General features: G+C 53.9%; 20 protein-coding genes. 9 read left to right on the top strand and 11 right to left on the bottom strand.

Going from position 1 to position 23,958, the window contains the following annotated elements:
- Positions 1-132: 132 nt before the first annotated feature.
- From asd to IFO68_RS18765, 4 genes are all read left to right on the top strand, one after another.
- The gene (asd, locus tag IFO68_RS18780; RefSeq protein ID WP_192017341.1) at positions 133-1,035 is read left to right on the top strand and encodes an archaetidylserine decarboxylase; all 903 of its coding nucleotides are present in this window, start codon (positions 133-135) and stop codon (positions 1,033-1,035) included.
- A 135-nt stretch (positions 1,036-1,170) separates the two neighbouring features.
- A complete protein-coding gene (locus tag IFO68_RS18775) occupies positions 1,171-2,586 on the top strand; it encodes an SLC13 family permease (RefSeq protein WP_192017340.1) in 1,416 nt (471 codons plus the stop codon).
- Positions 2,587-2,760: 174 nt separating this feature from the next.
- Positions 2,761-4,644 carry a methyl-accepting chemotaxis protein gene (locus tag IFO68_RS18770; RefSeq protein WP_192017339.1) on the top strand — a complete coding sequence of 628 codons (1,884 nt, stop codon included), beginning with the start codon at positions 2,761-2,763 and terminating at the stop codon, positions 4,642-4,644.
- Positions 4,645-4,795: 151 nt separating this feature from the next.
- On the top strand, positions 4,796-5,683 hold the full coding sequence (locus tag IFO68_RS18765) for a DMT family transporter (protein WP_192017338.1): 888 nt from the start codon (positions 4,796-4,798) through the stop codon (positions 5,681-5,683).
- Positions 5,684-5,706: 23 nt separating this feature from the next.
- Here the strand turns inward: IFO68_RS18765 and epmA are convergent, their stop codons facing one another.
- Complete coding sequence (gene epmA / locus IFO68_RS18760; protein ID WP_192017375.1) at positions 5,707-6,678, bottom strand: elongation factor P--(R)-beta-lysine ligase; 972 nt, start codon at positions 6,676-6,678, stop codon at positions 5,707-5,709.
- A gap of 102 nt (positions 6,679-6,780) precedes the next feature.
- Complete coding sequence (gene efp, locus IFO68_RS18755) at positions 6,781-7,347, bottom strand: elongation factor P (RefSeq protein ID WP_027254071.1); 567 nt, start codon at positions 7,345-7,347, stop codon at positions 6,781-6,783.
- Positions 7,348-7,380: 33 nt separating this feature from the next.
- Between efp and epmB the strand changes: the two genes are divergently transcribed.
- The 4 genes from epmB (at position 7,381) to rimK (ending at position 12,728) form a co-directional block, all read left to right on the top strand.
- On the top strand, positions 7,381-8,403 hold the full coding sequence (epmB, locus tag IFO68_RS18750; RefSeq protein WP_192017337.1) for an EF-P beta-lysylation protein EpmB: 1,023 nt from the start codon (positions 7,381-7,383) through the stop codon (positions 8,401-8,403).
- 300 nt (positions 8,404-8,703) lie between these two features.
- Positions 8,704-10,332, top strand: coding sequence for a methyl-accepting chemotaxis protein (locus tag IFO68_RS18745; protein ID WP_192017336.1), 1,629 nt, complete (start codon positions 8,704-8,706; stop codon positions 10,330-10,332).
- A 25-nt stretch (positions 10,333-10,357) separates the two neighbouring features.
- Positions 10,358-11,590 carry an alanine racemase gene (gene alr, locus IFO68_RS18740; RefSeq protein ID WP_192017335.1) on the top strand — a complete coding sequence of 411 codons (1,233 nt, stop codon included), beginning with the start codon at positions 10,358-10,360 and terminating at the stop codon, positions 11,588-11,590.
- A gap of 238 nt (positions 11,591-11,828) precedes the next feature.
- Positions 11,829-12,728 carry a 30S ribosomal protein S6--L-glutamate ligase gene (gene rimK / locus IFO68_RS18735; RefSeq protein ID WP_192017334.1) on the top strand — a complete coding sequence of 300 codons (900 nt, stop codon included), beginning with the start codon at positions 11,829-11,831 and terminating at the stop codon, positions 12,726-12,728.
- 624 nt (positions 12,729-13,352) lie between these two features.
- Here the strand turns inward: rimK and IFO68_RS18730 are convergent.
- Both IFO68_RS18730 and IFO68_RS18725 read right to left on the bottom strand, forming a co-directional pair.
- Positions 13,353-14,801, bottom strand: a complete 1,449-nt coding sequence (locus IFO68_RS18730; RefSeq protein ID WP_192017333.1) for an ATP-binding cassette domain-containing protein — start codon at positions 14,799-14,801, stop codon at positions 13,353-13,355.
- Between the two features lie 131 nt (positions 14,802-14,932).
- The gene (locus tag IFO68_RS18725; protein WP_225445331.1) at positions 14,933-15,841 is read right to left on the bottom strand and encodes a LysR family transcriptional regulator; all 909 of its coding nucleotides are present in this window, start codon (positions 15,839-15,841) and stop codon (positions 14,933-14,935) included.
- 206 nt (positions 15,842-16,047) lie between these two features.
- Here IFO68_RS18725 and IFO68_RS18720 point away from each other — a divergent pair, with 206 nt between their 5' ends.
- The gene (locus IFO68_RS18720; protein ID WP_192017332.1) at positions 16,048-16,818 is read left to right on the top strand and encodes an enoyl-CoA hydratase-related protein; all 771 of its coding nucleotides are present in this window, start codon (positions 16,048-16,050) and stop codon (positions 16,816-16,818) included.
- Positions 16,819-16,820: 2 nt separating this feature from the next.
- On the opposite strand, the gene wrbA is transcribed toward IFO68_RS18720, so the two are convergent.
- The 7 genes from wrbA to asnB form a co-directional block, all read right to left on the bottom strand.
- On the bottom strand, positions 16,821-17,423 hold the full coding sequence (wrbA, locus tag IFO68_RS18715) for an NAD(P)H:quinone oxidoreductase (RefSeq protein ID WP_192017331.1): 603 nt from the start codon (positions 17,421-17,423) through the stop codon (positions 16,821-16,823).
- Positions 17,424-17,491: 68 nt separating this feature from the next.
- Positions 17,492-18,112, bottom strand: a complete 621-nt coding sequence (locus IFO68_RS18710; RefSeq protein WP_192017330.1) for a DsbA family oxidoreductase — start codon at positions 18,110-18,112, stop codon at positions 17,492-17,494.
- A 561-nt stretch (positions 18,113-18,673) separates the two neighbouring features.
- The gene (locus tag IFO68_RS18705) at positions 18,674-19,255 is read right to left on the bottom strand and encodes an RICIN domain-containing protein (RefSeq protein WP_192017329.1); all 582 of its coding nucleotides are present in this window, start codon (positions 19,253-19,255) and stop codon (positions 18,674-18,676) included.
- Positions 19,252-19,731, bottom strand: a complete 480-nt coding sequence (locus tag IFO68_RS18700) for a PaaI family thioesterase (RefSeq protein WP_192017328.1) — start codon at positions 19,729-19,731, stop codon at positions 19,252-19,254. Before IFO68_RS18700 ends, IFO68_RS18705 begins: the two co-directional genes overlap by 4 nt.
- Before the next feature lie 8 nt (positions 19,732-19,739).
- Positions 19,740-20,867, bottom strand: a complete 1,128-nt coding sequence (locus IFO68_RS18695) for an acyl-CoA dehydrogenase family protein (protein WP_192017327.1) — start codon at positions 20,865-20,867, stop codon at positions 19,740-19,742.
- Position 20,868: 1 nt separating this feature from the next.
- The gene (locus IFO68_RS18690) at positions 20,869-21,993 is read right to left on the bottom strand and encodes an FAD-dependent oxidoreductase (RefSeq protein ID WP_192017326.1); all 1,125 of its coding nucleotides are present in this window, start codon (positions 21,991-21,993) and stop codon (positions 20,869-20,871) included.
- Complete coding sequence (gene asnB, locus IFO68_RS18685) at positions 21,993-23,939, bottom strand: asparagine synthase (glutamine-hydrolyzing) (RefSeq protein WP_192017325.1); 1,947 nt, start codon at positions 23,937-23,939, stop codon at positions 21,993-21,995. Before asnB ends, IFO68_RS18690 begins: the two co-directional genes overlap by 1 nt.
- Positions 23,940-23,958 lie beyond the last annotated feature (19 nt).

The following is a 23,958-nucleotide window of genomic DNA, read 5'->3' as shown; positions in this document are numbered from 1 at the left end:
GCGAACTGGCTCCCTCTTCGTGTGCGCTCACCTGACTTCATATCTGAAATCAGGTAGAATCCGCAGCCCGGGTCAGCGCTATTGATGGCGAAGAACCAAGTTATTGATTTATAGAACAATCGGAATCTTATTGTGAGCGATAATCTGAAAATTGGCCTGCAATACTGCGCGCCCAAACATGCCCTGACCCGCCTGGCAGGCAAACTTGCCGACCTGAAAGGTGGCTTTGTCACCACGGCGGTGATCCGTTGGTTTATCAACCGCTACAAAGTGGATATGGCAGAAGCCCGTAACGAAGATCCCGCGTCTTACGCCACTTTCAACGATTTCTTCGTGCGCGAACTCAAAGACGATGCCCGTCCGCTGAACGACGAGGCAGAGGTGTTCTGTCACCCGGCAGATGCCTGTGTCAGTCAGCTGGGGCCGATTGAAAAAGGCCAGCTGATTCAGGCCAAGGGTCATTACTACGACGCAGTTGAACTGCTGGGCGGCGACCAGGCGCTGGCAGAAGAATTTGCTGACGGGAGTTTCGCCACTCTGTATCTGTCTCCGCGAGATTATCACCGCGTACACATGCCATGTGACGGCACCCTGCGTCAGATGATTTATGTTCCGGGCGATCTGTTCTCGGTCAACCCGCTGACCGCTGAAAATGTGCCAAACCTGTTTGCCCGTAATGAGCGCGTGGTTTGTATCTTTGATACAGAATTCGGCCCGGTTGCTCAAGTACTGGTGGGGGCCACAATCGTTGGCAGCATCGAAACTGTATGGTCTGGCACTATTACACCGCCGCGCGGCCCCGTTGTCCGTCGCTGGGATTACCCGGCCGACGGCGAGCAGGCTGTCACCCTGAAAAAAGGCCAGGAAATGGGCCGTTTCAAACTGGGGTCAACCGTCATCAACCTGTTCCCGAAAGAGATGGTGACCTTTGCCGACAACCTGGCGCCGAATGTGGCTACCCGTATGGGTGAGGCCTACGCCCGACTGACTGCACAGCCAGTAACAGAGCCGATGGCAGACAACAGCGACACTTAACCGCACCGCTAACGCGATTGACAGAAAAGGGACGAATTCGTCCCTTTTTTGATGCGTATTTTGATCTCACCCGCCATATGCATCTCATTGAGAGTGCTATGCTGTCCGTGCCCTTTTTGATACAGAGCACCGGACATGCGGGAAATATCGCTACTGCTGAAATTACTGATTGCCTTCGGCCTGCCCTTTGCCCTGCTGCAGATCCCGACACCCTCACTACCGCTGGGTGAGCTGACGCTGGTGCAGCACAGGTTACTGGCCATTTTCGTGATGGCCGCATTGCTCTGGGTATTAGAGCCGGTGCCTGTCTATGCGACGTCCCTGCTGATCATAGTGCTGCAACTTGTCATGCTCTCCGATCAGAGCCTGCTGGTTTTCCGTCAGCCGGCAGACACCACCCCGCTGGGCGCTGTCATTGCCTATACCGACATTTTCCACGCTTTTGCTTCGCCTATCATCATGCTGTTTCTCGGTGGCTTTGCCCTGGCGATTGCCGCCGCCAAGTACCGGCTGGACACCAATCTGGCGCGTGTGCTGTTAAAACCCTTTGGCTCGCAGCCACGCTACATCATGCTGGGGCTGATGCTTATCACTGCAGTCTTTTCCATGTTTATGTCCAATACTGCCACCACTGTCATGATGCTGGCGTTGCTGGTCCCTATCCTGGCAGCAGTCCCCAAAGAAGACAGCAGTATTAAAGCACTGGTACTGGCGATACCGGTTGCCGCCAACACAGGCGGTATTGCCACCCCAATTGGCACGCCGCCCAATGCCATTGCCTTACAGTACCTGAGCGATGATCACAGCATCAGTTTTCTCGGCTGGATGGCGTTTGGTCTGCCGTTTGTTTTAGTACAGCTTGCGCTGGCATGGTGGCTGCTGCAGCGACTTTTTCCTACCCGGCATCACACGCTGGATTTACGGCTTGAAGGGCAGTTTCAGCGCTGCTGGCAGGCCTGGGTGGTCTACCTGACGTTCGGGCTGACCATTGTGCTCTGGCTGACAACGGCCTGGCACGGAATGAATGCCTATGTTGTCGCCCTGCTCCCCCTGACAGTGTTCGCGCTGACAGGCATTATCGGCAAAGAAGAGCTGAAACTCTTTAACTGGGATGTGCTGTGGCTGGTAACCGGCGGGATCGCCATTGGCATGGCACTCGACCAGACCGGACTGGCCGGACAGCTGGCCCACGCAATTGACTACGCCAGCCTGCCGACCCTGCTGATTCTGATCCTGCTCTCGGTATTGTGCTGGCTGATGGCCAATTTTATGTCCAATACGGCGACTGCCAACCTGCTGATGCCCATCGGGGCCGCGATTGCCACTTCGGTCCCCGCCCTGGCCGGGGCGGGAGGATTGACTGCCATGCTGATCATGCTGGCCTTCTCTGCTTCGTTAGGCATGGTGCTTCCCGTTTCAACCCCGCCCAATTCACTGGCCTACTCCACAGGCCTGATTGATAGTCGCGATATGATGAAAGTGGGGGTACTGGTCGGTCTCAGCGGCCTGTCGGTACTGTATCTGGTAGCATTAATGGCTTTATCAATGTAATTCGATCCGATGGAAGCATAATTTTGGCATCATGATCACATCCTAACAATGGACTGCGCAATTAAGCATTAAGCAAACATAAGATTCGCTGATAATTCCGAGTGACTCACTATTTACTTCTGCCCACGCTTTTAACAGCAAAAGAAAGTCAGGGAACGAACTCGGGATTGCAGTATGAAATTCACGATAAAAATGAAAATCCAGGTGGCCATTGCGGCCATCATAGCCACAGTCAGTGCTATCCAGGCTGGCATTTCAGTCACCCAGCTTCGCACCGAAACCACCAACGAAGTCAATGCCCAGATGCGTGCCGCCGGCGGGGCCACCAGCGATTACATTGCCGACTGGCTGGGTGCCCGCCGCGATATGCTATTAGCCAACCTGCCGCTGATTGCAGCCGATAACAATATCGACAGAGAGCTGCTGCTGACCAAACGCGCCGGGGATTTTTTGTCTGTCTATGCCGGTTTCAGCGACGGCAGCATTGCCTATGGCGATAAAACGGAAGACTGGCCCGCTGACTATGATCCCCGTACCCGCCCCTGGTACCAGGACGCGAGTAAGTCCAGCCAGCTGATTCTGACCGAACCCTATCAGGATTTTGATGGCAGCCTGGTGGTCAGCTTCGCCCGTTCATTCAGCGGCGAACGTCGCGGTGTACTGGCCGCAGATCTCACCGTCACCCACATTGTCGACAAAATCCTCAGCCTGACGCTGGACAACGCAGGCAGCGCTTTTCTGATTGACGGCAACAATACGCTGGTCGCATATCAGGATACTTCGCTGAGTCGTAAGCCATTAACCCAACTAGATAATGATCTCTCCTCTGGCTTTATCCGCAATGTTACCGGCAGCCAGCAGGTCGCAGAGTTTCATTTTGATCAAGAAGGGAAAGACAAACTGATCTTTGTCTCGCCGATTGCCGGTACTGGCTGGTCGGTGGGAATCATCGAGGATAAAGATCTGGCGTATGCAGCCATAGGGAAAACTCTGTCCTTCACCCTGATGGCCTCAGTGCTCTTGTATCTTGTCATTGCCCTGCTGGCTGGCTGGATCATTAACAGCCTGCTGCGCCCGCTCAGTGATCTTAATCGCTCGGTGCATGCGCTGACCCAAGGCAACGGCGATCTGACCCAGCGCATTGCCATCCAGCGCATGGATGAAGTCGGCGAGCTGGCAGAGAACATGAATCTGTTCCTCAGCCAGCTGCAACAGATGATCAAAGGCATAGTCTCCCGCTCACACACCCTGGGCGAACAGGCCGAACAGTCGTTTCACCAGGCTCGTCAGGCCTCGGAACGGGTCAACGGCCAGCAGAATGAGATCAACCAGATCGCCACGGCCATCCATGAAATGTCGGCCACTGCTGCCGAAGTGGCAAGCCATGCCGAGCTGACTGCCTCCGCGGCCCAGTCTTCCACCGGCGCTTGCACGCAGGGACAAAGTGTCATCAGTCAAAACCGCGAGGCCATTGTTTCGCTGGCCAATCAGGTGCAGGATGCAGCCCGGGTGATTCAGACTCTGGAAGCCAATGCGCAGGACATCAATCATATTCTGGCAACCATTCAGGGCATTGCGGAACAGACCAACCTGCTGGCACTGAATGCCGCGATTGAAGCCGCCCGGGCCGGTGAACAGGGCCGTGGGTTTGCCGTTGTGGCCGACGAAGTGCGCGTGCTGAGCCAGCGCACTCATGATTCAACCGAAGAGATCCGGGCCATGATAGACACGCTGCAAGGCAATACCCGCCAGGCAGTCGACAGCATGGGAGCCAGCACAGAGCTGGCCGGGCAAAGTGTGGATTACGCCCAGGCCGCCAGTGACAGCCTGAGCCAGATCACCCAGTCCATCGCAGAGATTTCTGATATGGCCACCCAAATTGCCAGCGCGGCAGAGGAGCAGCGTGCGGTAAGTGAAGATATCAGCCGCAATACTCAAGCGATTCGCGATGTGTCGGATCACCTGGCTACCCAGACGCAAGACGTCAGCCAAAGCGCTCAGGGTATGAATCAGGCGGCCAAAGCAATGCGCGACGACGTCTCACGCTTTAAGATTTAACCCCGCTCATCCCCGCACGGTCAGCCCGGTCCGGCTGGCCGTGCTCGCCGTTGCCATCATCCGCCGATACCATTTTCCGCCGCTTTGCTGCATGATATGCGACCACTCCGCATAACAAACTGCCTTGCAGTGTTTTCGAATAAGGATATCCATGGGTTACGAATGGCTGGCGCTGGCCGCCGCTTTGTTGTGGGCCATCAGCAGTTTAATCTCCGTCACACCTTCTCGCCATCTCGGCGCATTTGCCTACAGCCGCTGGCGCATGGCTTGCGTTACTGTGATGCTGTCCGCCATGGCGCTCGTTAATGGTGGCTGGGCCAGTATGACTCTGGATCTGGCTTTGGTGATGGCACTGTCAGGGCTGATTGGTATTTTTATCGGTGATACCGCGCTGTTTGCCTGCTTCAACCGGATTGGTCCGCGCCGGGGCGGCCTGTTGTTTTCCTGCCATGCCGTCTTCTCTGCACTGCTCGGCATCTGGCTATTCGATGAGACCCTACTGGGCTGGAAGCTGGTCGGGGCGCTGTTGGTGTTTGCCGGTGTGGTGACGGCAATTCTATTCGGCCAGAAAAGCCAGAAGCATCAGATAGAAGCCATCACCGGCAGTTTAGCTATCGCGGTGGTGCTGGGCTTGACGGCGGCACTGTGTCAGTCGCTGGGCGCGATTATCGCGAAACCCGCGATGCAGACCACGCTGGACCCAGTGGCCGCTTCGGCGATGCGCATGGCAACGGCATTGGCTGCCCACAGTGTGCTGCGCCTCAGTGGCGCCAGCATTGCCAAACCCCTGCAGCCGATCAATCTGCCGATCCTAGGTATGGTTGCCCTCAATGGTTTTCTGGCCATGGCCGTCGGGATGACGCTGATTCTGTTTGCCCTGCAGCACGGTGATGTGGGTATGGTGGCACTGTTATCTTCCACCACCCCTATCATGATTTTGCCGCTGCTGTGGATCTACACCCGGCACCGACCGCCGGGCGCCGCCTGGCTGGGCGCGTTACTGGCGGTGATCGGCACCGGTTTGATACTCAGTGACTGACGACATGCGCACAGTCCTCTTTCTCAGGCGATAGTGACCGGAAAAGCGGTCACTGCCGCTATGTGCGCCTGCCCCAGTGCCAGCATCACCAGGCGATCAATCCCCAGCGCCACGCCGGCACAATCGGGAAAGCCGGCCTTGAGCGCGGCAACCAGGTGCTGATCGATCGGCTGCGCCGGCAGACCCATTGTCAGCCGCTTGGCGTTATCGGCTTCAAAACGGGATAACTGCTCATCGCCGTCGGACAGCTCGTGAAAGCCGTTGGCCAGCTCAATGCCTTTAAAGTACACCTCAAAACGTTCAGCAACACGGCTATCAGACGGGCTGATCCGCGCCAGTGCTGCTTGCGAGGCTGGAAAATCATACACAAAGGCCGGCACCTGCTGGCCGATCACCGGCTCCACGCCCATGCTGAACATCAGTTGCAACAGGGTGTCTCTGTCGGTTTCACTGGCCGCCACCTCGCCGAGATTCAGCACCAGAGCCGCACGTTTCAGCTCGTCCATTGAGGCGCTGAGGGGACAAACATTCAACACCTGTAAAAAAGCCTGCTGATAGCTCATGCGCTCGGCAGCAGTACACTGCAGCACAAGTTGCAGCAGGGCATCCATTTCATCCATCAGCACATGGTGGTCAAACCCGGGGCGGTACCACTCCAGCATAGTAAATTCCGGGTTATGGTAACGGCCGGATTCTTCGTTGCGAAAAGCCTTACAGATTTGGTAGATAGGCCCGCTGCCCGCCGATAACAATCGCTTCATGTGAAATTCAGGGCTGGTCATCAGATAGAGCGTCTGGCCGTGGGCAAAACCGGGACCGACAAATTGCGTCTGAAAGGTATGCAGGTGAATGTCGGTGACTGTGGCCTGGCTCATGGCCGGGGTATCCACCTCCATTACACCGCGATGTGCGAAAAATTCACGCACAGACGCCAGAATTGCGGCCCGCTGGCGCAGGTTCGCCAGATCAGCTGTGGGTTGCCATTGCATTGTCATAGGAGAGTCTTTTTCATCTGAGTCGAAAGTGGTGAAGACAAAACGGGGCATGAAAACAACAAAGGCCGCATAATGCGGCCCTTGTCTGCTCACACGAAGGAATTACTTCACGCGGCTGACGTATTCCGCAGAGCGGGTGTCAACTTTGAGCACTTCACCGATCTGAATGAACAGCGGCACGCGAACCACAGCACCGGTAGACAGAGTCGCAGGTTTGCCGCCTGTACCCTGAGTATCACCTTTCAGGCCCGGATCCGTCTCAACCACTTCCAATTCCACAAAGTTAGGTGGTGTGACGGCAATCGGGTTACCGTTCCACAGTGTCAGCGTACAGGTGTTGTTTTCTACCAGCCATTTCGCATTATCGCCCACAGCCTTCACATCAGCAGCGATTTGCTCAAAGGTTTCATTGTTCATGAAGTGATAGAATTCACCGTCGTTGTACAGGTAATCCAGTTCAATATCGACAACGTCTGCAGCTTCTACAGAATCACCCGATTTGAAGGTTTTTTCCAGTACCTTGCCAGACAGCAGTTTGCGGATTTTAACCCGGTTAAACGCCTGGCCTTTACCAGGCTTCACAAATTCGTTTTCGATAATGACACAGGGTTCATTATCGAGCATAATTTTCATTCCGCCGCGGAATTCATTAGTGCTGAAAGACGCCATTTTTTTCCTCTTAACATCTTCGAGTTATTTTTCATGCCGCACATCATAACCCGAAACGTCGCTACTGTTGAGCAAAACTGGCTCGAACAATTAGCCGATGCGATCTCGGATCCGCTTGAACTGCTTCACCGGCTGGATATCGACCCTGCCCCCTGGCAAAACGGGCTGGCAGCCAGAAAGCTGTTTGCGCAGCGTGTACCAAGAAGCTTTGTTGACAGAATGGAAATGGGCAACCCGCATGACCCCTTATTACGCCAGGTTTTGCCGCTGGCCGAAGAATTTGAGGTCCACGAGGGCTTTTCACACGATCCGCTGGAAGAACAGAATAATACCCTGCCCGGCCTGCTGCACAAATACCGCAACCGGGTACTGCTGATCGTCAAAGGCGGCTGTGCCATTAACTGCCGCTACTGCTTTCGCCGCCATTTCCCCTATCAGGACAATCCGGGCAGCAAACGCCAGTGGCAGCAGGCACTCGATTACATTGCCGCTCACCCTGAACTGAATGAAGTGATTCTGTCGGGCGGCGATCCGCTGATGGCCAAAGACAGTGAACTGCGCTGGTTAGTGGAAGGCATTGCCGCCATCGGGCATATCAAACGGCTGCGGATCCATACCCGCCTGCCTGTGGTGATCCCGGCCCGGATAACACCCGAGTTGCGCCTGTTACTGCAACAAACCCGGCTCCAGGTCGTTCTGGTCACCCATATCAACCACGGCAATGAAATTAACCACGAGCTGAGAGCGGCACTGGCACCGCTGCGCGACGCCGGCGTCACTTTGCTCAATCAGGGCGTGTTATTGCGGGGGGTCAACGACTCGGTTGACGCCCTGGTCAACCTGAGCGAAGCCTTGTTTGATGCCGGGATCCTGCCTTATTACCTGCACGTGCTGGATAAAGTACAGGGCGCCGCTCATTTCATGGTAAGCGATGATGAAGCCCGGGTGTTAATAGCCGGGCTGATAGCAAAGGTGTCCGGTTATTTAGTGCCCAAACTGACCCGAGAGATTGGCGGACGTACCAGCAAAACTCCGCTGGATCTGCATTTGGAATAACGCCCGATACCGGCTTTGTGATGTGGTGCCATCCGGCTCCCCGTCAGTCTTCACCGGTGATGACCCACAAGTCCCTGCTTAGCCAGGGACGCGTCCTGCCGAAAAAGTACAACCTTTTCTTCACATCACGATCAATAGCACATACAACTGAAAAATATTAATCATACAAAATAAAAACAAATAAAATTAATCACTTATTAGCGTTTGAAAGTGTTAATAATGTCATTAGACTGGCCGCCGAATACTCTCGTATTGCATATTTTTGTGATTCATATCACTCACTAGCATTCGGAAAAAGTCATGACTGCCAATTGGAATCTTAAAACCAAGCTTTCGATGCTGTTCACAGCCATCGCGCTTATTATCATCGCGGCTCTGTCTGCGATTTCTTATCACACCCTGGTCAATTCAGCGATGAGCAGTATTGATACAGAACTGAACACTGCTGCTCAGGCCGTGGAACAGCTCATCGGCGATCTGCCCAATGAGGAAGCCGGCCGTGATGATGCCCTGTATGACGACATTTCAGCCCATCTGACCCACTTTACCCAAGGCGCTAAGCTGGAATGGGCCTACTCAACCGTGCGTCGCGGCGGCCAGGTGTACTACACCTATATCAACCGGGATGAGAATGAGTGGAAAAGCGGCCGCTATAAGAACTGGTATCTGGAGCAATACCTGAAAGTGCCGGAAATGCTGTACGAAGCCTTCCGTACCGAGCAAACCCAATATCAGAGTTATCAGGGCGAATACGGCATGTACCGCTCTATCTTTGTGCCTTTTCGCGGCGATAAAGGCGATCTCCATGTCATCGGCATAGATGTCAAACTGACAGACATCGAAGAAGTCAAAACCGAAGCGCTGAAGAAAACCTTTATAATAGCGGCCGTGTTCCTGGTACTGACAGTGATAGCGGCACGCATGATTGCCAACTTGATCGTCACCCCGGTCAATGGCCTCAATCAGGTGCTGCGTTCACTGGCAAACGGCAACTGGGATCTGAACCAGCGTGTGACAGTCCGCAGCCAGGATGAAATCGGCGAAATGTCCGATTCCTTCAATATCTTTATGGCCGCCTTGCGCCAGCGGATGCTGGAAGTGCAGCAATCGTCCGACAGTGTGGCAGCCACCAGCGCCCAGCTCGACACCCTGATCCGCGCCGTGACAGATCGCTCAATGACCCAGTCAGAACATGTCGGCAGCAGTGCCACCGCCATTGAAGAGCTGGCGGCCAGCGCACAGAGCATCACTGAGATTGTTGATAATGCTAACCAGCAAATGGGCCAGTTCGAACTGCTGACCCAAAATACCGTTGAAGCCATTGATAACGCAGTACGTGGTATGCAGTCTGTCCAGCTGGAAACCAATACTGTGGCTGACAAACTGCAGCAACTCGACAACCGAGCCAGTGAAATCAACTCCATTGTCGAAGTCATTAAAGATATCGCCGATCAAACCAACCTGCTGGCACTCAATGCGGCCATTGAAGCCGCACGTGCCGGTGCGCAGGGCCGCGGCTTTGCCGTTGTCGCCGATGAAGTCCGTCAGTTGTCAGAGCGTACCGCCAAAGCGACGGTAGAGATCAGTACTATGATCCGCTCGATTCAGACCGACACCAGCGATACCACGCAAACCATGCAGCACGCCGTCGACCGGGTCGACAACAGTGTGCAGCATGCCGATCAAGCCAACGCATCCCTCAGTTCCTTTAACCAGGAAATCTCAGCGGTCAGTTCCGGCATGGAAGAAATCGCCGGTTCGGTCAAGGAGCAGGCTCACGCCTCAGATCATCTGTCTCGCAATGTCGCTTCCCTGAGTGACAGCGCGGAAGAAAACCGCCTGTCCACCCTGGAAGCCCAGCAGGGGGTTGATGAACTGAAACGCCGCGCCAATGCGCTGCATCAGATCGTCAGTCAATTCACCCTGTAACCTGTAATAACAACAGAGACTTATAATGAAAAACTTTAAATTCTCACTGATTGCCCTCGCCATGATGGGGACCACTTCCGCTTCAATGCATGCGACTGCTGCGCCAATGCTGCCAAGCATTGAGCAGGCACACACCATGGAAGACGTTCAGACAGCCAATGCCTGGGTGGAAGTTGACAAGGCGGCGTTTGAGTCAAACATTGCGCATCTGCAAAACCATGTTGGCAGCAACACCGACATCTGTGCCGTCATGAAGGCCGATGCGTACGGGAACGGCATTGCCAATCTGCTGCCTTCTGTGATGCAAAGCGGCATTCCTTGTGTAGGGATCACCAGCAACGCGGAAGCCCGACTGATCCGTGAGATGGGCTTTAACGGCCGCCTGATGCGCCTGCGTGCGGCGACCCCTTCTGAGATTGAAACCGCTGTTGATCTGGGACTGGAAGAGCTGATCGGCACCAAGCAGCAGGCAAAAATTATTGCCCGCATTGCGCGCCAGCACGGCACTGTGATCCCGGTACATCTGGCACTGAACTCTGCCAGCATGGGCCGTAACGGTCTGGAAATGCGCACCAAACACGGGAAGAAAGAAGCCAGAAAGATTGTCAATACCCGACATCTGCAGATAGTGGGCATCATGACCCACTTCCCGACCGAAGATCTGAATGAAATCCGTGACGGTCTGCACCAGTTCAAGCAAGACAGCCAGTGGATCATCAAGCACACGGATCTGGAACGTGATGATGTCCTGCTGCACGTAGCCAACTCTTTCACCACTCTGATGGTGCCTGAAGCTCAGCTGGACATGGTTCGTACCGGCGGCGCCCTGTACGGTGACACCACACCGGCGTTCCCTGAGTACAAGCGCATTGTGTCGTTCAAGACCCAGGTCGCATCCATCCACCGCCTGCCAAAAGGCTCAACCATAGGTTACAGCAAGACGGAAACGCTGGAACGCAATTCTGTGCTGGCCAACCTGCCGATCGGTTACTCTGATGCCTTCCCGCGCTCAATGAGCCGTGTCGGTGAAGTGCTGATCAACGGTCAGCGTGCCAAAGTGCTGGGTTCAACGTCCATGAACACCACTATGGTCGACATCACAGATATCAAAGGCGTGAAGCCTGGCGATGAAGTGGTGCTGTTCGGCCGTCAGGGCCGCGACGAAATCACCATTGGCGAAACGGAAGACCATTCAGGCCGGATCCTGTCTGAAATCTATACCCTGTGGGGCACGTCCAACCCGAAAGTGCTGAAATAATTAAACTCTCCCCTGAGACCTTTCCCCCTTTGGTCTCAGGGGAGCTTTCCAGCCCGCTTATCTTCTGCCTTCCCTTGTTGAGTAAATTTTCTTCTCGTCACCATTAAAAGAGATCATGGTCCAACCTCTCGATTCTTGGTCACTTTCAGGGCATATTCTGCGTCCGTTTTACCGAGCAGAAATTCTAAGGTTGCCAGCCCCTTTGCTCGGATTCCTCCAGCTTTTTGACGAGAACACGATGAAAATTGGCATTTTGTCCCAGAACGCAAACCTGTATTCCACCCGACGCCTGCGCGAAGCCTGCGAACAACGGGGCCATGAAGCCGTGGTCATTAACGCCCTGCGCTGCTACATGAATATCAATTCGGTGCAACCTTCCATTCATTTTGAAGGTCATGATGTGGTCGGTATTGATGCCATCATTCCGCGCATCGGGGCCGACATTACTTTTTACGGCTGTTCTGTGCTGCGTCAGTTTGAAATGATGAATGTCTTTTCCATCAACCAGTCGATTGCGATTTCGCGTTCGCGGGACAAACTGCGCTCCCTGCAGTTGCTGAGCCGCAAAGGCGTCGGTATGCCGATCACCGGTTTTGCCAGCAAACCTGACGATGTCAAAGATCTGATCAAAATGGTCGGCGGGACGCCTGTGGTGATCAAACTGCTGGAAGGCACACAAGGTATAGGTGTGGTGCTGGCAGAAACCCAGAAAGCCGCGGAAAGTGTGATTGAAGCTTTCATGGGCCTGAAAGCCAACATCATGATTCAGGAATACATTGCAGAAGCCGGCGGTGCCGATATCCGCTGCTTCGTACTGGGTGACAAAGTGATCGCGTCAATGAAGCGCCAGGCCGCCGAGGGAGAATTCCGCTCCAACCTGCATCGCGGCGGCAGTGCTTCCTTAGTGCGTATTACTCCGGAAGAGCGCCGCACCGCGGTGGCGGCGGCAAAAGCCATGGGGCTGAATGTGGCGGGTGTTGACTTGCTGCGCTCCAACCGCGGGCCGCTGATCATGGAAGTGAACTCATCGCCGGGCCTGGAAGGGATTGAGCATGCCACCGGCAAAGACATTGCCGGTATGATCATCGAGTACATAGAAAAACACGCGGCTAAAAAGCGCCGTCAGCAGCAGCAATAACGGTTTAAATCGCGATAAGCTGCCTCTGACACCCAGGGGCAGCCAGTACAGACTTTTCCGACAAAAACACCAATAAGCTGACCGCTGTTAGCCCTCTCTGCAATGCCCGCCTGAAAATACAGATAAGATACTGATAATAAACAATTTTAAATTTCGTACAGCTTTTTCAGTTATTTTCCATATGACGCTGATGCCGTCTTTTTCAGTGGCGGGCAGAGTTTAGCAAAGCCATTAAGACAAGACCGTTATGATGAAACAGCTTTTACCTTTTAGAACAGCTTTTTTATGCGCTTAATCAGAACTTACTAATTAAGACAACATTAAATAAACTTAACTAATTGATTTTAAATGAGATCGTTAAGCGTACAGCTTTTCCGGCTTTTTCCCTGGTGAACCCAGTCACGGTTAACGACGGCCCATGGCTAACAAAAATCACACAACAACCCTCTGGTACGGCTTTTTGCCTCACTGTCAGCATTTTGCTGCTCAAAATCACATCTTAAATGGAAAAGTTAAAAAATCATTTTAAAGCAATGATTTTAAACGACAAAAAACACGTACAGCTTTTCAGGCAATTTTTCAGCTGAACCTTGTACCGGCATGTCAGGGTTCAGCATTTCACTTTTATGCAGAGGAATAAATGTTCACCCGGTAGCCCCCCTCAGGATCGTCGATAAAATCAACAAAATGCTTAATCGCCTCTAAAGCATCTTCTTCATGATGCGTCACGTAGAGCAACTGGCTGATCTTCGCTGAGGCTATACGATTTAAGGCCTGATACACCAGCTTGCGATTGAGATAATCCAGCCCCTGATACGGCTCATCCAATATCAGTAAAGCAGGTTGTTTGATCAGGGCACGACCAATCAGCAGCAATCTTTGCTGACCATAATCCAGCTCACGGAAACTGACTTTTTCAAACTCCGCCATTTCAAGCAGCCCCAGCCATTCACGGGCCAGCAGCACTTCGCGCTTGCTCGGCTGCTGATACAAGCCGATGGAGTCGTAAAACCCTGACAGCAGTACATCCAGCGCCGGACAACCGACGCGGTATTGCAGGTGCAAGGCCGAAGAGACCACACCAATATGTTTTTTCACGTCCCAGATAGTCTCGCCACTGCCGCGCTTCATGCCCAGCACGGTCACATCGTTGCTGTAGCACTGCGGATGATCCCCCAGCACCAGTCCCAGTAACGTACTTTTCCCGCACCCGTTCGGGCCACGAACCTGCCAGTGCTGGCCTTGCTCTATCTGCCAGTTTACGCCGGAAAAAATCCTGCTCCCCACGTATTCCACTTTGGCATCCCGCATTGAAACCAAGGGGTTGGGGTAATCATGCTCCGCCTGATGGGCCTGTAGCAAGGCCAGCATGGCGTCACTTTTTTGCGCGGACAAGGCTTTCATCTGCGCCATCACAGGGTGCGACAACCAGGCATCACGGCTGAGCACCTGCGACAGCTGCTTCTCGTCAAACAACGCAACATGGCTGATAAACGGCGGCAACTCATCTTCCCGCGAAGTCACTATCAGTAGTTGCATCTGTTGCGACAGCTCATCGAGCAACTGCGACAAAGCCTGACGGTGCTGCACATCCAGACCGGCATAGGGCTCATCTAAAATCAGCAATGCTGGCTTGGTTGCCAGCGCGCGTGCCAGCATCACCCTGCGGGTCTCACCGGTAGATAGCTGACGAAATCCCCGCTGCCTGAGCCGGGTGAGATCTGTCTTTGCCAGCAGCGCTTCCAGCTCCGCTGCGCTGCACCCGGCTTCCAGCACCAGAGCTTCGACCGTGGTGCCGTAATCAATGCTGTCGGAAAAATCGGTCTCGTCTTTGTCCAATTCCAGATCAAGCAGCCTTTGCTGTTCATGCAATGAAATACAGGCAACAGATTGCGGCAGACCATGGATCTGGCCTTGTTGCGGCGTCAGTTCGCCACTGAACATTCTGACCAGCAGCGAAGCGGCATGACTGTGGGTGGAAAATATCCCCCAGTGCTGGCCCGGTTCAATGTGCCAGTTTGCGATATACAGTGATGCCGACTCGGTGTGGTGTTTTAAATCCTGAATATGCATATCAACTTTCCTTAGTCTCTCATCCCTCCATAGTGCATAACTTATTGGCTAATTTCTATGCGTTCCTGACTGTTCAGACAATAAAAAGGCCGACGTTGCACGTCAGCCTGAGATGCTTCAATAATGATTTCTCACACCAGGGCAGGACTCAGAGGGGATACCATCATCGTTTTCAGATTGCTGAACAGCTCGAACAGGGTATTCACTTCCCCCACATGGGCCTGATCCGGGCTCATCCCCAGCTGCAGCCTGACCACCCGGCTTTTCCCTTTGGTCAGATCAACCGGTACCAAATCACCGTCCTCCAGCTTATCGGCAATACTGTGCGCGGGTAACCAGCCGAACCCCAGCCCCTGCTCGACCGACGCCATCGCTGCCGTCAGGCTGCTGACCGTCAGTCGCTGGTGGGATCCCAGCCAGCCACTGTCCACATTCTGATTGCCTGAATCACGGATCACCACCTGGCGATAACGTTTGAGCTCCGGCTGAAATACCTGAGTTTCTGTTGCCAGCGGAAAAGAAGGGGCGCAGACACAAAGCAGTTCGATCTCAGCCAGGGGTTCCAGCACGGTTTCTTTGGGAAGACGGCCGGCAATTGCCAGCGACACGCTGCCCGACTCCATCAACTGCCCGGCACCGGATAACGAGGTTTCAAATACCCGTATCGAAACCATTGGATAGGCCTGATAAAAGCGCTCAAACACGCTCTGAATAAAATCGAACGGCAGCAGAACATCCACAGCCACATTGATTTCTGTCATCAGCTGCCCCTGGTATTTCGAGGCCAGCGCTTCAATCTGGGTTGCATTGTTATGTAAACTTTGTGCCCGCGGTAACAGACTGTGTCCCAGATCCGTTAAGGTAGATTTTCTGCCTTCGACGATAAACAGTGAATGCCCCAGTAAGGACTCCATTTTCTTGATGCTGTGACACACAGCCGACTGGCTTTTATTCAATTTCTGGGCCGCCTTCATTGCGCTGCCCTGCTCGGCAATCGCAATAAAAGCCCGCCACATTTCTAAGGTTACGCGCGCTGACATGATTGATATCCCTCTAACCCACTCACTCTCGTTATGTTTTTTTATTTGCTGAACATTTGCTGAACATTGACTGAAAACCAAGTTATAGTGCAACTTAACGATTAGCAACACAATGAATAAAAATGAAATTGTGAACTCGATCTATGCAGCTACGGCATCTGCTGTCGGCCTGCCATAGAAAAACAACATCACGGAAGGGAGAAAACATGACTATTGAGTATCAGCTTGACCAACGTGGCTGTGCCCACATCCAGCTTAGCCGCGAGCAGGTGCATAATGCGCTGAACGAACAAGTGATCGCCGGCCTGATCGCCATGATCGACCGGGCCCATCAGGAACAGGCGAAAGCTATTTTGTTATCCGGCCGCGGCAAACATTTTTCAGCCGGTGCCGATCTCGCCTGGATGAAATCGATGGCCAATAACTCACGGGAAGCCAATCTGGCGGACTCCGCGCAGCTCGCGGCCCTGATGAGCACACTCAATAGCGCCCGAATGCCGGTGATCACTGTGGTTCAGGGGGCAGCCTACGGCGGCGCACTGGGATTGATCGCCTGCAGCGACATTGTGATAGCAGCCCGTAATGCCGCTTTCTGCCTCAGCGAAGTGAAGCTGGGCCTTATTCCGGCGGTGATCAGCCCCTATGTGATCAGGGCGATGGGGGAATCTCAGGCCCGTCGCTATTTTCTGACCGCTGAAGTGTTTGATGCTGAAGATGCCCTGCGTCTGGGGCTGGTTCACCAAATCAGCGATGAACCGGAACAGGTGGCTGAGCAGTTGCTGACGCAGATCCTGAAGAATTCACCTCAGGCATTGATAGCGGCCAAACAGTTGATTTCCGATGTTTCCGGCCGACCGATTGATGCAGAACTGATTGCTGAGACTGCGCAGCGCATTGCCGATATCCGCGTCTCTGAGGAAGGGCAGGAGGGGCTGGCCGCCTTTTTTGACAAGCGGCCGCCATCCTGGGTCAGTTAAGATTACTGGCTGAGTTTCTTGGCCAGCTTAGCCACATGCTGGCCTTGGAATTGGGCCATCGACAGTTCCTTGGACGAAGGCTGACGCGAGCCGTCACCGCCTGCGATACAGGCCGCGCCCAGCGGAGAACCGCCTTTGACTTCCGACAGATCAGTCAGCTCAGAGGCCGTGTAAGGCAGACCCACCACTACCATGCCATGGTGAAACAAAGTGGTATGGAATGACTGCAAGGTGGTTTCATTGCCGCCGCCGGTACCGGTTGAGGTAAACACGCTGCCGACTTTGCCAACCAGTTTCTTCTCAAACCATAACCCACCGGTCTGGTCGAGGAAGTTACGCATCTGAGCCGCCATGTTACCGAAGCGGGTCGGCGTACCAAAGATAATGGCATCGTAATTCGCCAGCTCGCCAGGCTCGGCAATCGGGGCCAGCTGATCCAGCTGAATACCGGATTGACGGGCAATCTCTTCCGGCACCAGTTCAGGCACGCGCTTAACGTCGACCTGTACATCACTGACACTCTTGGCCCCTTCTGCCACTGCGTGCGCCATTGTTTCAACATGCCCATAGCTTGAATAATATAGAACCAGTACTTTTGTCGTCATTGTGCTATCTCACTTAAATGTAATTAGAAATCTGTCAGGTTTTCCGGTTATCCGGACTATCTCTGGTGTTATTGCAAAAACAGCTGATCGATTTGTTCGTTGGTCAGGGTGTCAGTCACCACATGCTCGCCGTTGACAATCAGGCTTGGAATACTGCGCAGGTTAAACTCTCTGGCTCGATTGAGATCGGCTTCTACCGCCTGGCGAACTTCATCGCTGTCCAGCGCTTTGGTAAAGGCCGCCGTATCCAGGCCAATGTTGCTCGCCGCGGCGATAATGACTTCACGGTCGCCAATGTTATCGTTCACTTTCAGGTGCAGGCGCTGGATTTCATCGAAGTAATCCCAGTGGGTGTCAGAATTGCCAAGCAACTCAGCCGCTTTGGCGCCCAGTGCCGCCAGATAACCGCTCGGGTACGAAAATGGCTGAGCACGCATGCCTTCAATATTAAAGCGGGTCGGATCATCCGCTCTTTGCTGGCAGGCAACCCAGTGGTTGAGGATTTCAGATTTGGCCGCCGCCAGAGAGCCAAAGCGCTGCACCATTTCCTCATCATTACGTTGCAGGACAAAGCAGCGTTGTTTGACTTCGACATCGGCACGTTCAACCAGCTTGCGCAGCCGTGGGCTCAGGACATAACACCAGCCACAGACTGCATCGTGAAAAAATTCAATCGTTACTTTAGACATAGCTTCGTTTCCTTTGGGTTATCTTGCTAACTGTTCTCTAAAGCCTGGCCAGGCATTGCTTGCTGTTCGTTAAGCTCGAAACTGATATTAGGAGCCCCCGCCTGATAAAAAAATTGAAAAGAGTGGCGCATTGATATCGAATTATTTCAAACAACCAAATAAGTAACTGATTTTTAATAATTTAAAAGCAAACCACTGACAGCAATGAAAGCAAAAAGGAATGCAAAAAAAGCGCTAACCTTGCTTGCGGGCTGAAAAAAAGCAGTGCTCAGTAGCCAGATAACTATACCGATTCAGCTCCGTTGCCTGCGCTTCACGGCAGACAGCGAAAAGGGAAATGGAGAGTACAGACAACCCAAGTGAACAAACGCACAGGGGGAACAAGCAGGCAGACAGCCAAAGCGGATAATCGAACAGACGGACAGCTGTTCAGAACGGAAAAAGGGCGGCAGGATATATCGGACAAAAAAGCTTTCGGGCTGGCGCTGTTACTGACTGCGGCCCAACCCGGAGGGATAGTAAAAACGGTACACCAGACAAGCCACCACAGCGGAACCCGCATCATGACTTGTCAATAAACTGCCAGCGGGCCAGCCGGGTGTCTTTGATCTGACAGGACTGCAGCGACAGGGGCCGCCAGCGATGCAGCGGGGATGAGGTCTGATCGGATTGCTCTCCCACCGCAAGACACAACTCAGAGCCTGTCAGCCGGACTTCCCCGTCATCGCTCCACTGAAATTTCTGCAGCGGCTGCGCCTGTAGAAAGTCGGAATGTTCACCGCAATCTCGCGCCATCAGTGCGGTACCCGGCAGGGCCTGAGTATGCGGCGCAATGGCAGTGAGGCACTTTTTATAGGCCGGCAGATAAATTTCCCCGCTTTTCAGCAACGACATGGCCTGATCCCGGAATAACCCGTTTTTGCAGTTATGGGCGATTAAAGGCAGATCCAACCGCTCATAAGGGCTGTAGCCAATCACATCCAGGCAAAAGCCGTCTTTTGGTCTGTCCAGCGGGTCGACAAGCTGAATCACGCCAATGGAGGGCGATTTCAGCGGTGCTGCCTGGGCTGTGGCGACGCTGGCGCTGAGAGTAGCCGCCAGAGCGCCGGCCAGTGTGCCCAAAGAGAGCATCTTTTGCTTCATGCCGCCACCTCTGCTGTTGTGGTCAAAGCCTGACGGCGCTTGAACTTGCTGAGCTGAGCCGTCGCTATCAGGCTGCGCGCGCCGGATGCATTAATTTTGTAAGCCTCACAATGGCTGAACAGCAGGTTGCGGCCATTGCGGGTAATGCGGGCTTCAAATTCTACCGTCTCGCCGCGCTTGGTCGCTGACATGATATTGGCGGAAAAATTATTGGTGATGGCGTACTCCCCGTCATCCAGGGTAGCGATGGTCGCCAGCATGCTGGTGACATCCATCATGGAGTAGATCACCCCGCCGTGCAGGGTTTGGCTCAGGTTATCAATCTGCTCAGTGACCGTCAGCCGCGTTTTGCAGTACTCAGGGGTCTGTGTTACCACCTCAATGCCGCAAAACTGCTGGTAGTTGTGGTTAATTAATGCCTCAGACAACAGCTGAGAATAGGCACTTAATGGCGCCGATTGTGCAGAATAAGTCATGGTTCTTCCTATTTGGTCAGAGAATGGATCAGTGATTTACCTATGATGTTCTGTAACACTTCCGTGGTGCCGCCGCCTAATGAGAGGATTTTGGCGTCGCGAAAGACCCGTTCCGGCAAATACCCCCTTTCACAGCCCCGGGCGCCGAAAATCTGTACCCCAAGGCTGGATACCAGATCCAGGGCACGGGTGGCATTGACCTTAGTGACACAAGCGGCCTCATCCGTCAGGCGCTCTTCTCTCAGCGCGGCCACACTTTGTGCGACCAGGGCGCTGGTGGCTGAAATCTGCAATTGCATCTCAGCCAGATGGTGCAATATGGCCTGTTTATTGTGCAGCGGCGCACCGTGAACCTGGCGCTTGTGGGCAAAAATCAGGCTGTCGTCCAGCAGGCTTCTGGCGTCGCTGTTTGCCATAACGGCCAGATTGATCCTCTCCTTTTTCAGCATCATCTTCAGTGTGCCGAAGCAGGCCTGACTGCCGGCAATCAGACGGCCTCTGGCCATCTCCAGCCTGACGCTCGACACGTCCAGACATTGCCAGCCCAGGGTGGGAATTCGCTCTCCGGACACAGTACCTGGCTCCCGCTCGACCAGAAACAGCCCCATCTCTTGCTGGCCTGTTGCCCGATCGCCGTACTTCGCCAGCACCACAAAATAGTTCGCATGCAAACCGCCACAGATATAGCTTTTCTCTCCCGTAATCAGGAACTCATCCTGTTGCGCCGACGGCACCGCCTGAGTAGTGATCGCAGCAATATCCGACCCGGCCTGAGGTTCAGTGATCGCCAGCGAAATGGTGGCGTCGCCATCGAGTACCTGTTCAATCACGGCATCAAACCGGCCATCGTTATGCTGGTGCAGCGCACTTAAGCTGACCAGGTAAGACGCCAGCCCCATGGCCAGACCCTGGCTGCCGCCGGCGGTCAGGGTTTCCACCAGCGCCACGGCACTGTCGGTATCGCGAAAGAGGCTGTCTTTGTCGCTATGGCCTAACCGCAATATCCCTTCGCTGCCCGCCATACTGTGCAGCTCCTGCGGGTACTCGCCTGCCGCTTCCCATTGCACGATATACGGCTTGATGTAGTGGTCCGAAAAGCGGTTGAGTTCTGTTACAAAAGATTGGTTCATCATCATGTTAAAATGCCGTTGTTCGGGCCAGTTCGTGAAAGCGTCCCATCACCTCGCCGAGACGCTGTTGTTTTTGCACGGTTTCTTTCTGGAAATAAAACAAGTCTGTCAGTTGCTCCATCACCTCGATTAACTGGCAGGAACGCTGTGCCACCCGGGTCTGGTAGCGCTTGAGTGCCGGTTGAATGTCATCAAAACAGCTGCCGTTCAGTGCCTGAGCCAGCATGAAGCAGTTTTCCAGTCCCAGGGTCAGCCCGTAACCCAGCGTCGGTAACATGCCGTGAATACTGTCACCCAGCAGCACACAACGGCCGTTGTACCATTGATGACCCGGGGTGATGGCGTTGAGCGGCAGGGTCAGTATGTTGTCTTCCCGCGTATTTTCGATCATCTCCAGCAGCGGTGCCGGCAGCCCTTCCAGGCGCTGCGCCATCTCGTTTCTGTTCAGGGTGGGCTGATCCAGGTCATGCTGGTACGCCACGAACCAGTAACGGAAACGGGTGCTGTTATCGAGCGGATAAGTCACCAGCCGGGCCTGATCATGGGCGAAAATCTGGCACGCATTCTCTTCCAGAATATCGCAGTCAAAGCAGGTCACGCCCCGGGAAGCGATCACCCCGGTGTAGTGCGGCTGACTGTCGCAGACATATTCCCTGACCTTGGATGAGATACCGTCGGTGCCGACAACCAGATCAAAAGATTCATAGTCACTGTGGTTGATTTCAATTTTTGCCTCTTCGCGGGTATTGATCACCTTGGTACAGGCTGCGCCGTAGCGGATGTCATCCGGGCCCAGCTCCTGTTTGAGCAGATTGAACAAACGCTGACGCTCAAACATCACAGCCGGTGCCGGAAAATCATGCCCCGGCATTTGAACCAGCTGGCGGTGCACTTCTTTACCGTGGCGATCCAACGTCACCAGCGAATCTATCGGCTGCCCTTCGTTAAGGAAGCTGTTGTCATTGAGAATGAAGCGCAGGATCTGTACTCCTTGCGGCCAGACGTAGATCCCTGTGCCTGAATCCCGCGGTTGCTCGCTGCGCTCGAACACAGTGACCTCATGCCCGAACTTTTTCAGCAGCAGTGCGCAGGCCAGTCCGTTTAATCCCGCGCCAACAATACCGATTTTCATTATGCCGCTTCCTTATACACAGACGGTGTCGATGCCAGGTTGAACTTACGCTGCAAGATGCACAGGCTGGTCAGCTCCATCAGCATAGGGTCGAGCAGTGCCAGACGCTGCGGTGACATTTTCGGCATCTCTGCCAGCAGGCGGCGTACTTTCTTGCTGTCGAAGAAAGGCAGTGCATCCAGGCTGGACGAGTTCAGGGTGTCGTTAACCAGTTCAAACAGCGGGCCCTGCTGCATCAGCGTGGAAGGCGGGGCGCGGAAGTAATGTTTTTTACGCTTATACAGCTCTTCAGGCAGGTAAGGCTTCATGGCTTCACGGAACACAAATTTTTCAGTATTACCGCGCACTTTCAGGTGCACAGGCAATGTCGCCGCCAGCTCCATCACGCGGTGGTCCAGCAGAGGCACGCGACCTTCTACGCTGTGGGCCATTTCCATGCGATCACCCAAAGTGGTCAGCACAAAGTTCGGCAGAAAAGACTTGGCCCACAGATACATAGAGCGGTGTACCGGGTCGATCCCTGCCAGCTTGCGGTGATCGAGCTGATTGAAGAAGATACGGTAGGGTTCGACATCACCAAATCTGTCGATCTGGCTGTCGGCATAGACGTTTTGCAGCTCTTTGAACCAGCCCGCCTGATTGTCGAGCCAGGATACCCCGTGCCCCAGCTGCTGCGTCAGCCACTCAACGTCCGCCGGCATACCTTGCTGGGTATAACCCGCCTGATTAGCCTTCATTTTCTGTAAGATGGCCTGAACATCGTCCGGGTTCTGGCCCTGGGTATTAAACAGCGCCATGTCGCGCTTAAAGTGCGGGTAGCCGCCAAAGACTTCGTCCGCCCCTTCCCCGGTCAGCACCACTTTGTTACCGGCATCCTGTACTATGCCGCTGAGAATATATTTCGCCACGCCGTGTGCATTAAAAAACGGGGTCTCGTTATGCCAGACGGCTTTTTCAAAATTATCGGCCAGATCTTTTTGCGTCACAGGCACAGTATGGAAACGGGCACCGTTCTTCTCCGCCGCCAAGCGGGCAAAACGGTTTTCGTCGTAATCTTCCATTTCACCAAAGGACAGGTTATAGGCATCAAACGGCTTGCCCGCCAGCTGAGTGGCCATCCCCAGGATAGCCGAGGAATCCACGCCCCCGCTCAGGTATACCCCAATCGGTACGTCCGCTCTCAGGCGCAGCTTCACTGACTCTTCAATGGCATCGTGCACCTGTTGAATGGCATCAGCATCAGACAGGGTACTGGCATTGAGCGTTTCCGCATCCGGGTAGTCGATATCCCAGTAGCACTGCTGGGTCACACCGGAAGGCGTCAGGGTCATCATGTGCCCCGCCGGTACGGACTGCACATTTTGGAACAGGGTATTATTCTTGAGGTAAAACGCGCGGGTGTTGTAGGACGCCTCATCCCAGACAGCGCGGACGCCAGAATCAATAATGGCTTTGATTTCAGAAGCAAAGTAATAGCGGCCCTGATCTTCGGCCACGAATAAGGGCTTCACCCCGGCCCTGTCACGCATTGCAATCACCAGGTTTTGACGCTGGTCAAACAGCACCAGAGAGAATTCGCCCCGCAGTTTTTCCAGCCCTTTGGTGCCGTACAGCTGATAAAGGTGCAGCGCGATCTCGCTGTCCGACTGAGTCACGAACTTGCAGCCCTGACGGGTCAGCTCATAGCGGATTTTCTCAAAGTCATAAAATTCGCCATTCACCACAATATGCAACGCACCATCCGTACTGTGGATCGGTTGAATACCGTTATCCAGGCCGATAATACTCAGCCGGGTATGGCCCATAATCATGCGCTGGTCATTAGACTGCCAGACCCGCCCTTCATCGGGGCCGCGGTGAATGATGGATTTAAGACCCTGCTCAATCTGAGCAGGTTTGATCTGATTAAGAGGATTCGCACTATAAACCGTTACAAAGCCGCACATGTTACTCTTCCTTATTAAA

The sequence above is a fragment of the Photobacterium arenosum genome (assembly GCF_014841115.1).
Taxonomy (GTDB): domain Bacteria; phylum Pseudomonadota; class Gammaproteobacteria; order Enterobacterales; family Vibrionaceae; genus Photobacterium; species Photobacterium arenosum.
Note: the sequence above shows the minus strand (reverse complement) of the source record. Positions and strands in the feature narration are given on the sequence as shown.

What these genes read in the sequence shown, in the direction of transcription:
- asnB (WP_192017325.1), bottom strand. Translation starts at nt 23,939, where the DNA reads ATGTGCGGCTTTGTAACGGTTTATAGTGCGAATCCTCTTAATCAGATC.
- alr (WP_192017335.1), top strand. Translation starts at nt 10,358, where the DNA reads ATGAAAAACTTTAAATTCTCACTGATTGCCCTCGCCATGATGGGGACC.
- IFO68_RS18765 (WP_192017338.1), top strand. Translation starts at nt 4,796, where the DNA reads ATGGGTTACGAATGGCTGGCGCTGGCCGCCGCTTTGTTGTGGGCCATC.
- epmA (WP_192017375.1), bottom strand. Translation starts at nt 6,678, where the DNA reads ATGACAATGCAATGGCAACCCACAGCTGATCTGGCGAACCTGCGCCAG.
- IFO68_RS18720 (WP_192017332.1), top strand. Translation starts at nt 16,048, where the DNA reads ATGACTATTGAGTATCAGCTTGACCAACGTGGCTGTGCCCACATCCAG.
- IFO68_RS18695 (WP_192017327.1), bottom strand. Translation starts at nt 20,867, where the DNA reads ATGATGATGAACCAATCTTTTGTAACAGAACTCAACCGCTTTTCGGAC.
- IFO68_RS18770 (WP_192017339.1), top strand. Translation starts at nt 2,761, where the DNA reads ATGAAATTCACGATAAAAATGAAAATCCAGGTGGCCATTGCGGCCATC.
- IFO68_RS18745 (WP_192017336.1), top strand. Translation starts at nt 8,704, where the DNA reads ATGACTGCCAATTGGAATCTTAAAACCAAGCTTTCGATGCTGTTCACA.
- IFO68_RS18730 (WP_192017333.1), bottom strand. Translation starts at nt 14,801, where the DNA reads ATGCATATTCAGGATTTAAAACACCACACCGAGTCGGCATCACTGTAT.
- IFO68_RS18705 (WP_192017329.1), bottom strand. Translation starts at nt 19,255, where the DNA reads ATGAAGCAAAAGATGCTCTCTTTGGGCACACTGGCCGGCGCTCTGGCG.
- efp (WP_027254071.1), bottom strand. Translation starts at nt 7,347, where the DNA reads ATGGCGTCTTTCAGCACTAATGAATTCCGCGGCGGAATGAAAATTATG.
- IFO68_RS18775 (WP_192017340.1), top strand. Translation starts at nt 1,171, where the DNA reads ATGCGGGAAATATCGCTACTGCTGAAATTACTGATTGCCTTCGGCCTG.
- IFO68_RS18700 (WP_192017328.1), bottom strand. Translation starts at nt 19,731, where the DNA reads ATGACTTATTCTGCACAATCGGCGCCATTAAGTGCCTATTCTCAGCTG.
- IFO68_RS18725 (WP_225445331.1), bottom strand. Translation starts at nt 15,841, where the DNA reads ATGTCAGCGCGCGTAACCTTAGAAATGTGGCGGGCTTTTATTGCGATT.
- IFO68_RS18690 (WP_192017326.1), bottom strand. Translation starts at nt 21,993, where the DNA reads ATGAAAATCGGTATTGTTGGCGCGGGATTAAACGGACTGGCCTGCGCA.
- IFO68_RS18710 (WP_192017330.1), bottom strand. Translation starts at nt 18,112, where the DNA reads ATGTCTAAAGTAACGATTGAATTTTTTCACGATGCAGTCTGTGGCTGG.
- wrbA (WP_192017331.1), bottom strand. Translation starts at nt 17,423, where the DNA reads ATGACGACAAAAGTACTGGTTCTATATTATTCAAGCTATGGGCATGTT.
- rimK (WP_192017334.1), top strand. Translation starts at nt 11,829, where the DNA reads ATGAAAATTGGCATTTTGTCCCAGAACGCAAACCTGTATTCCACCCGA.
- epmB (WP_192017337.1), top strand. Translation starts at nt 7,381, where the DNA reads ATGCCGCACATCATAACCCGAAACGTCGCTACTGTTGAGCAAAACTGG.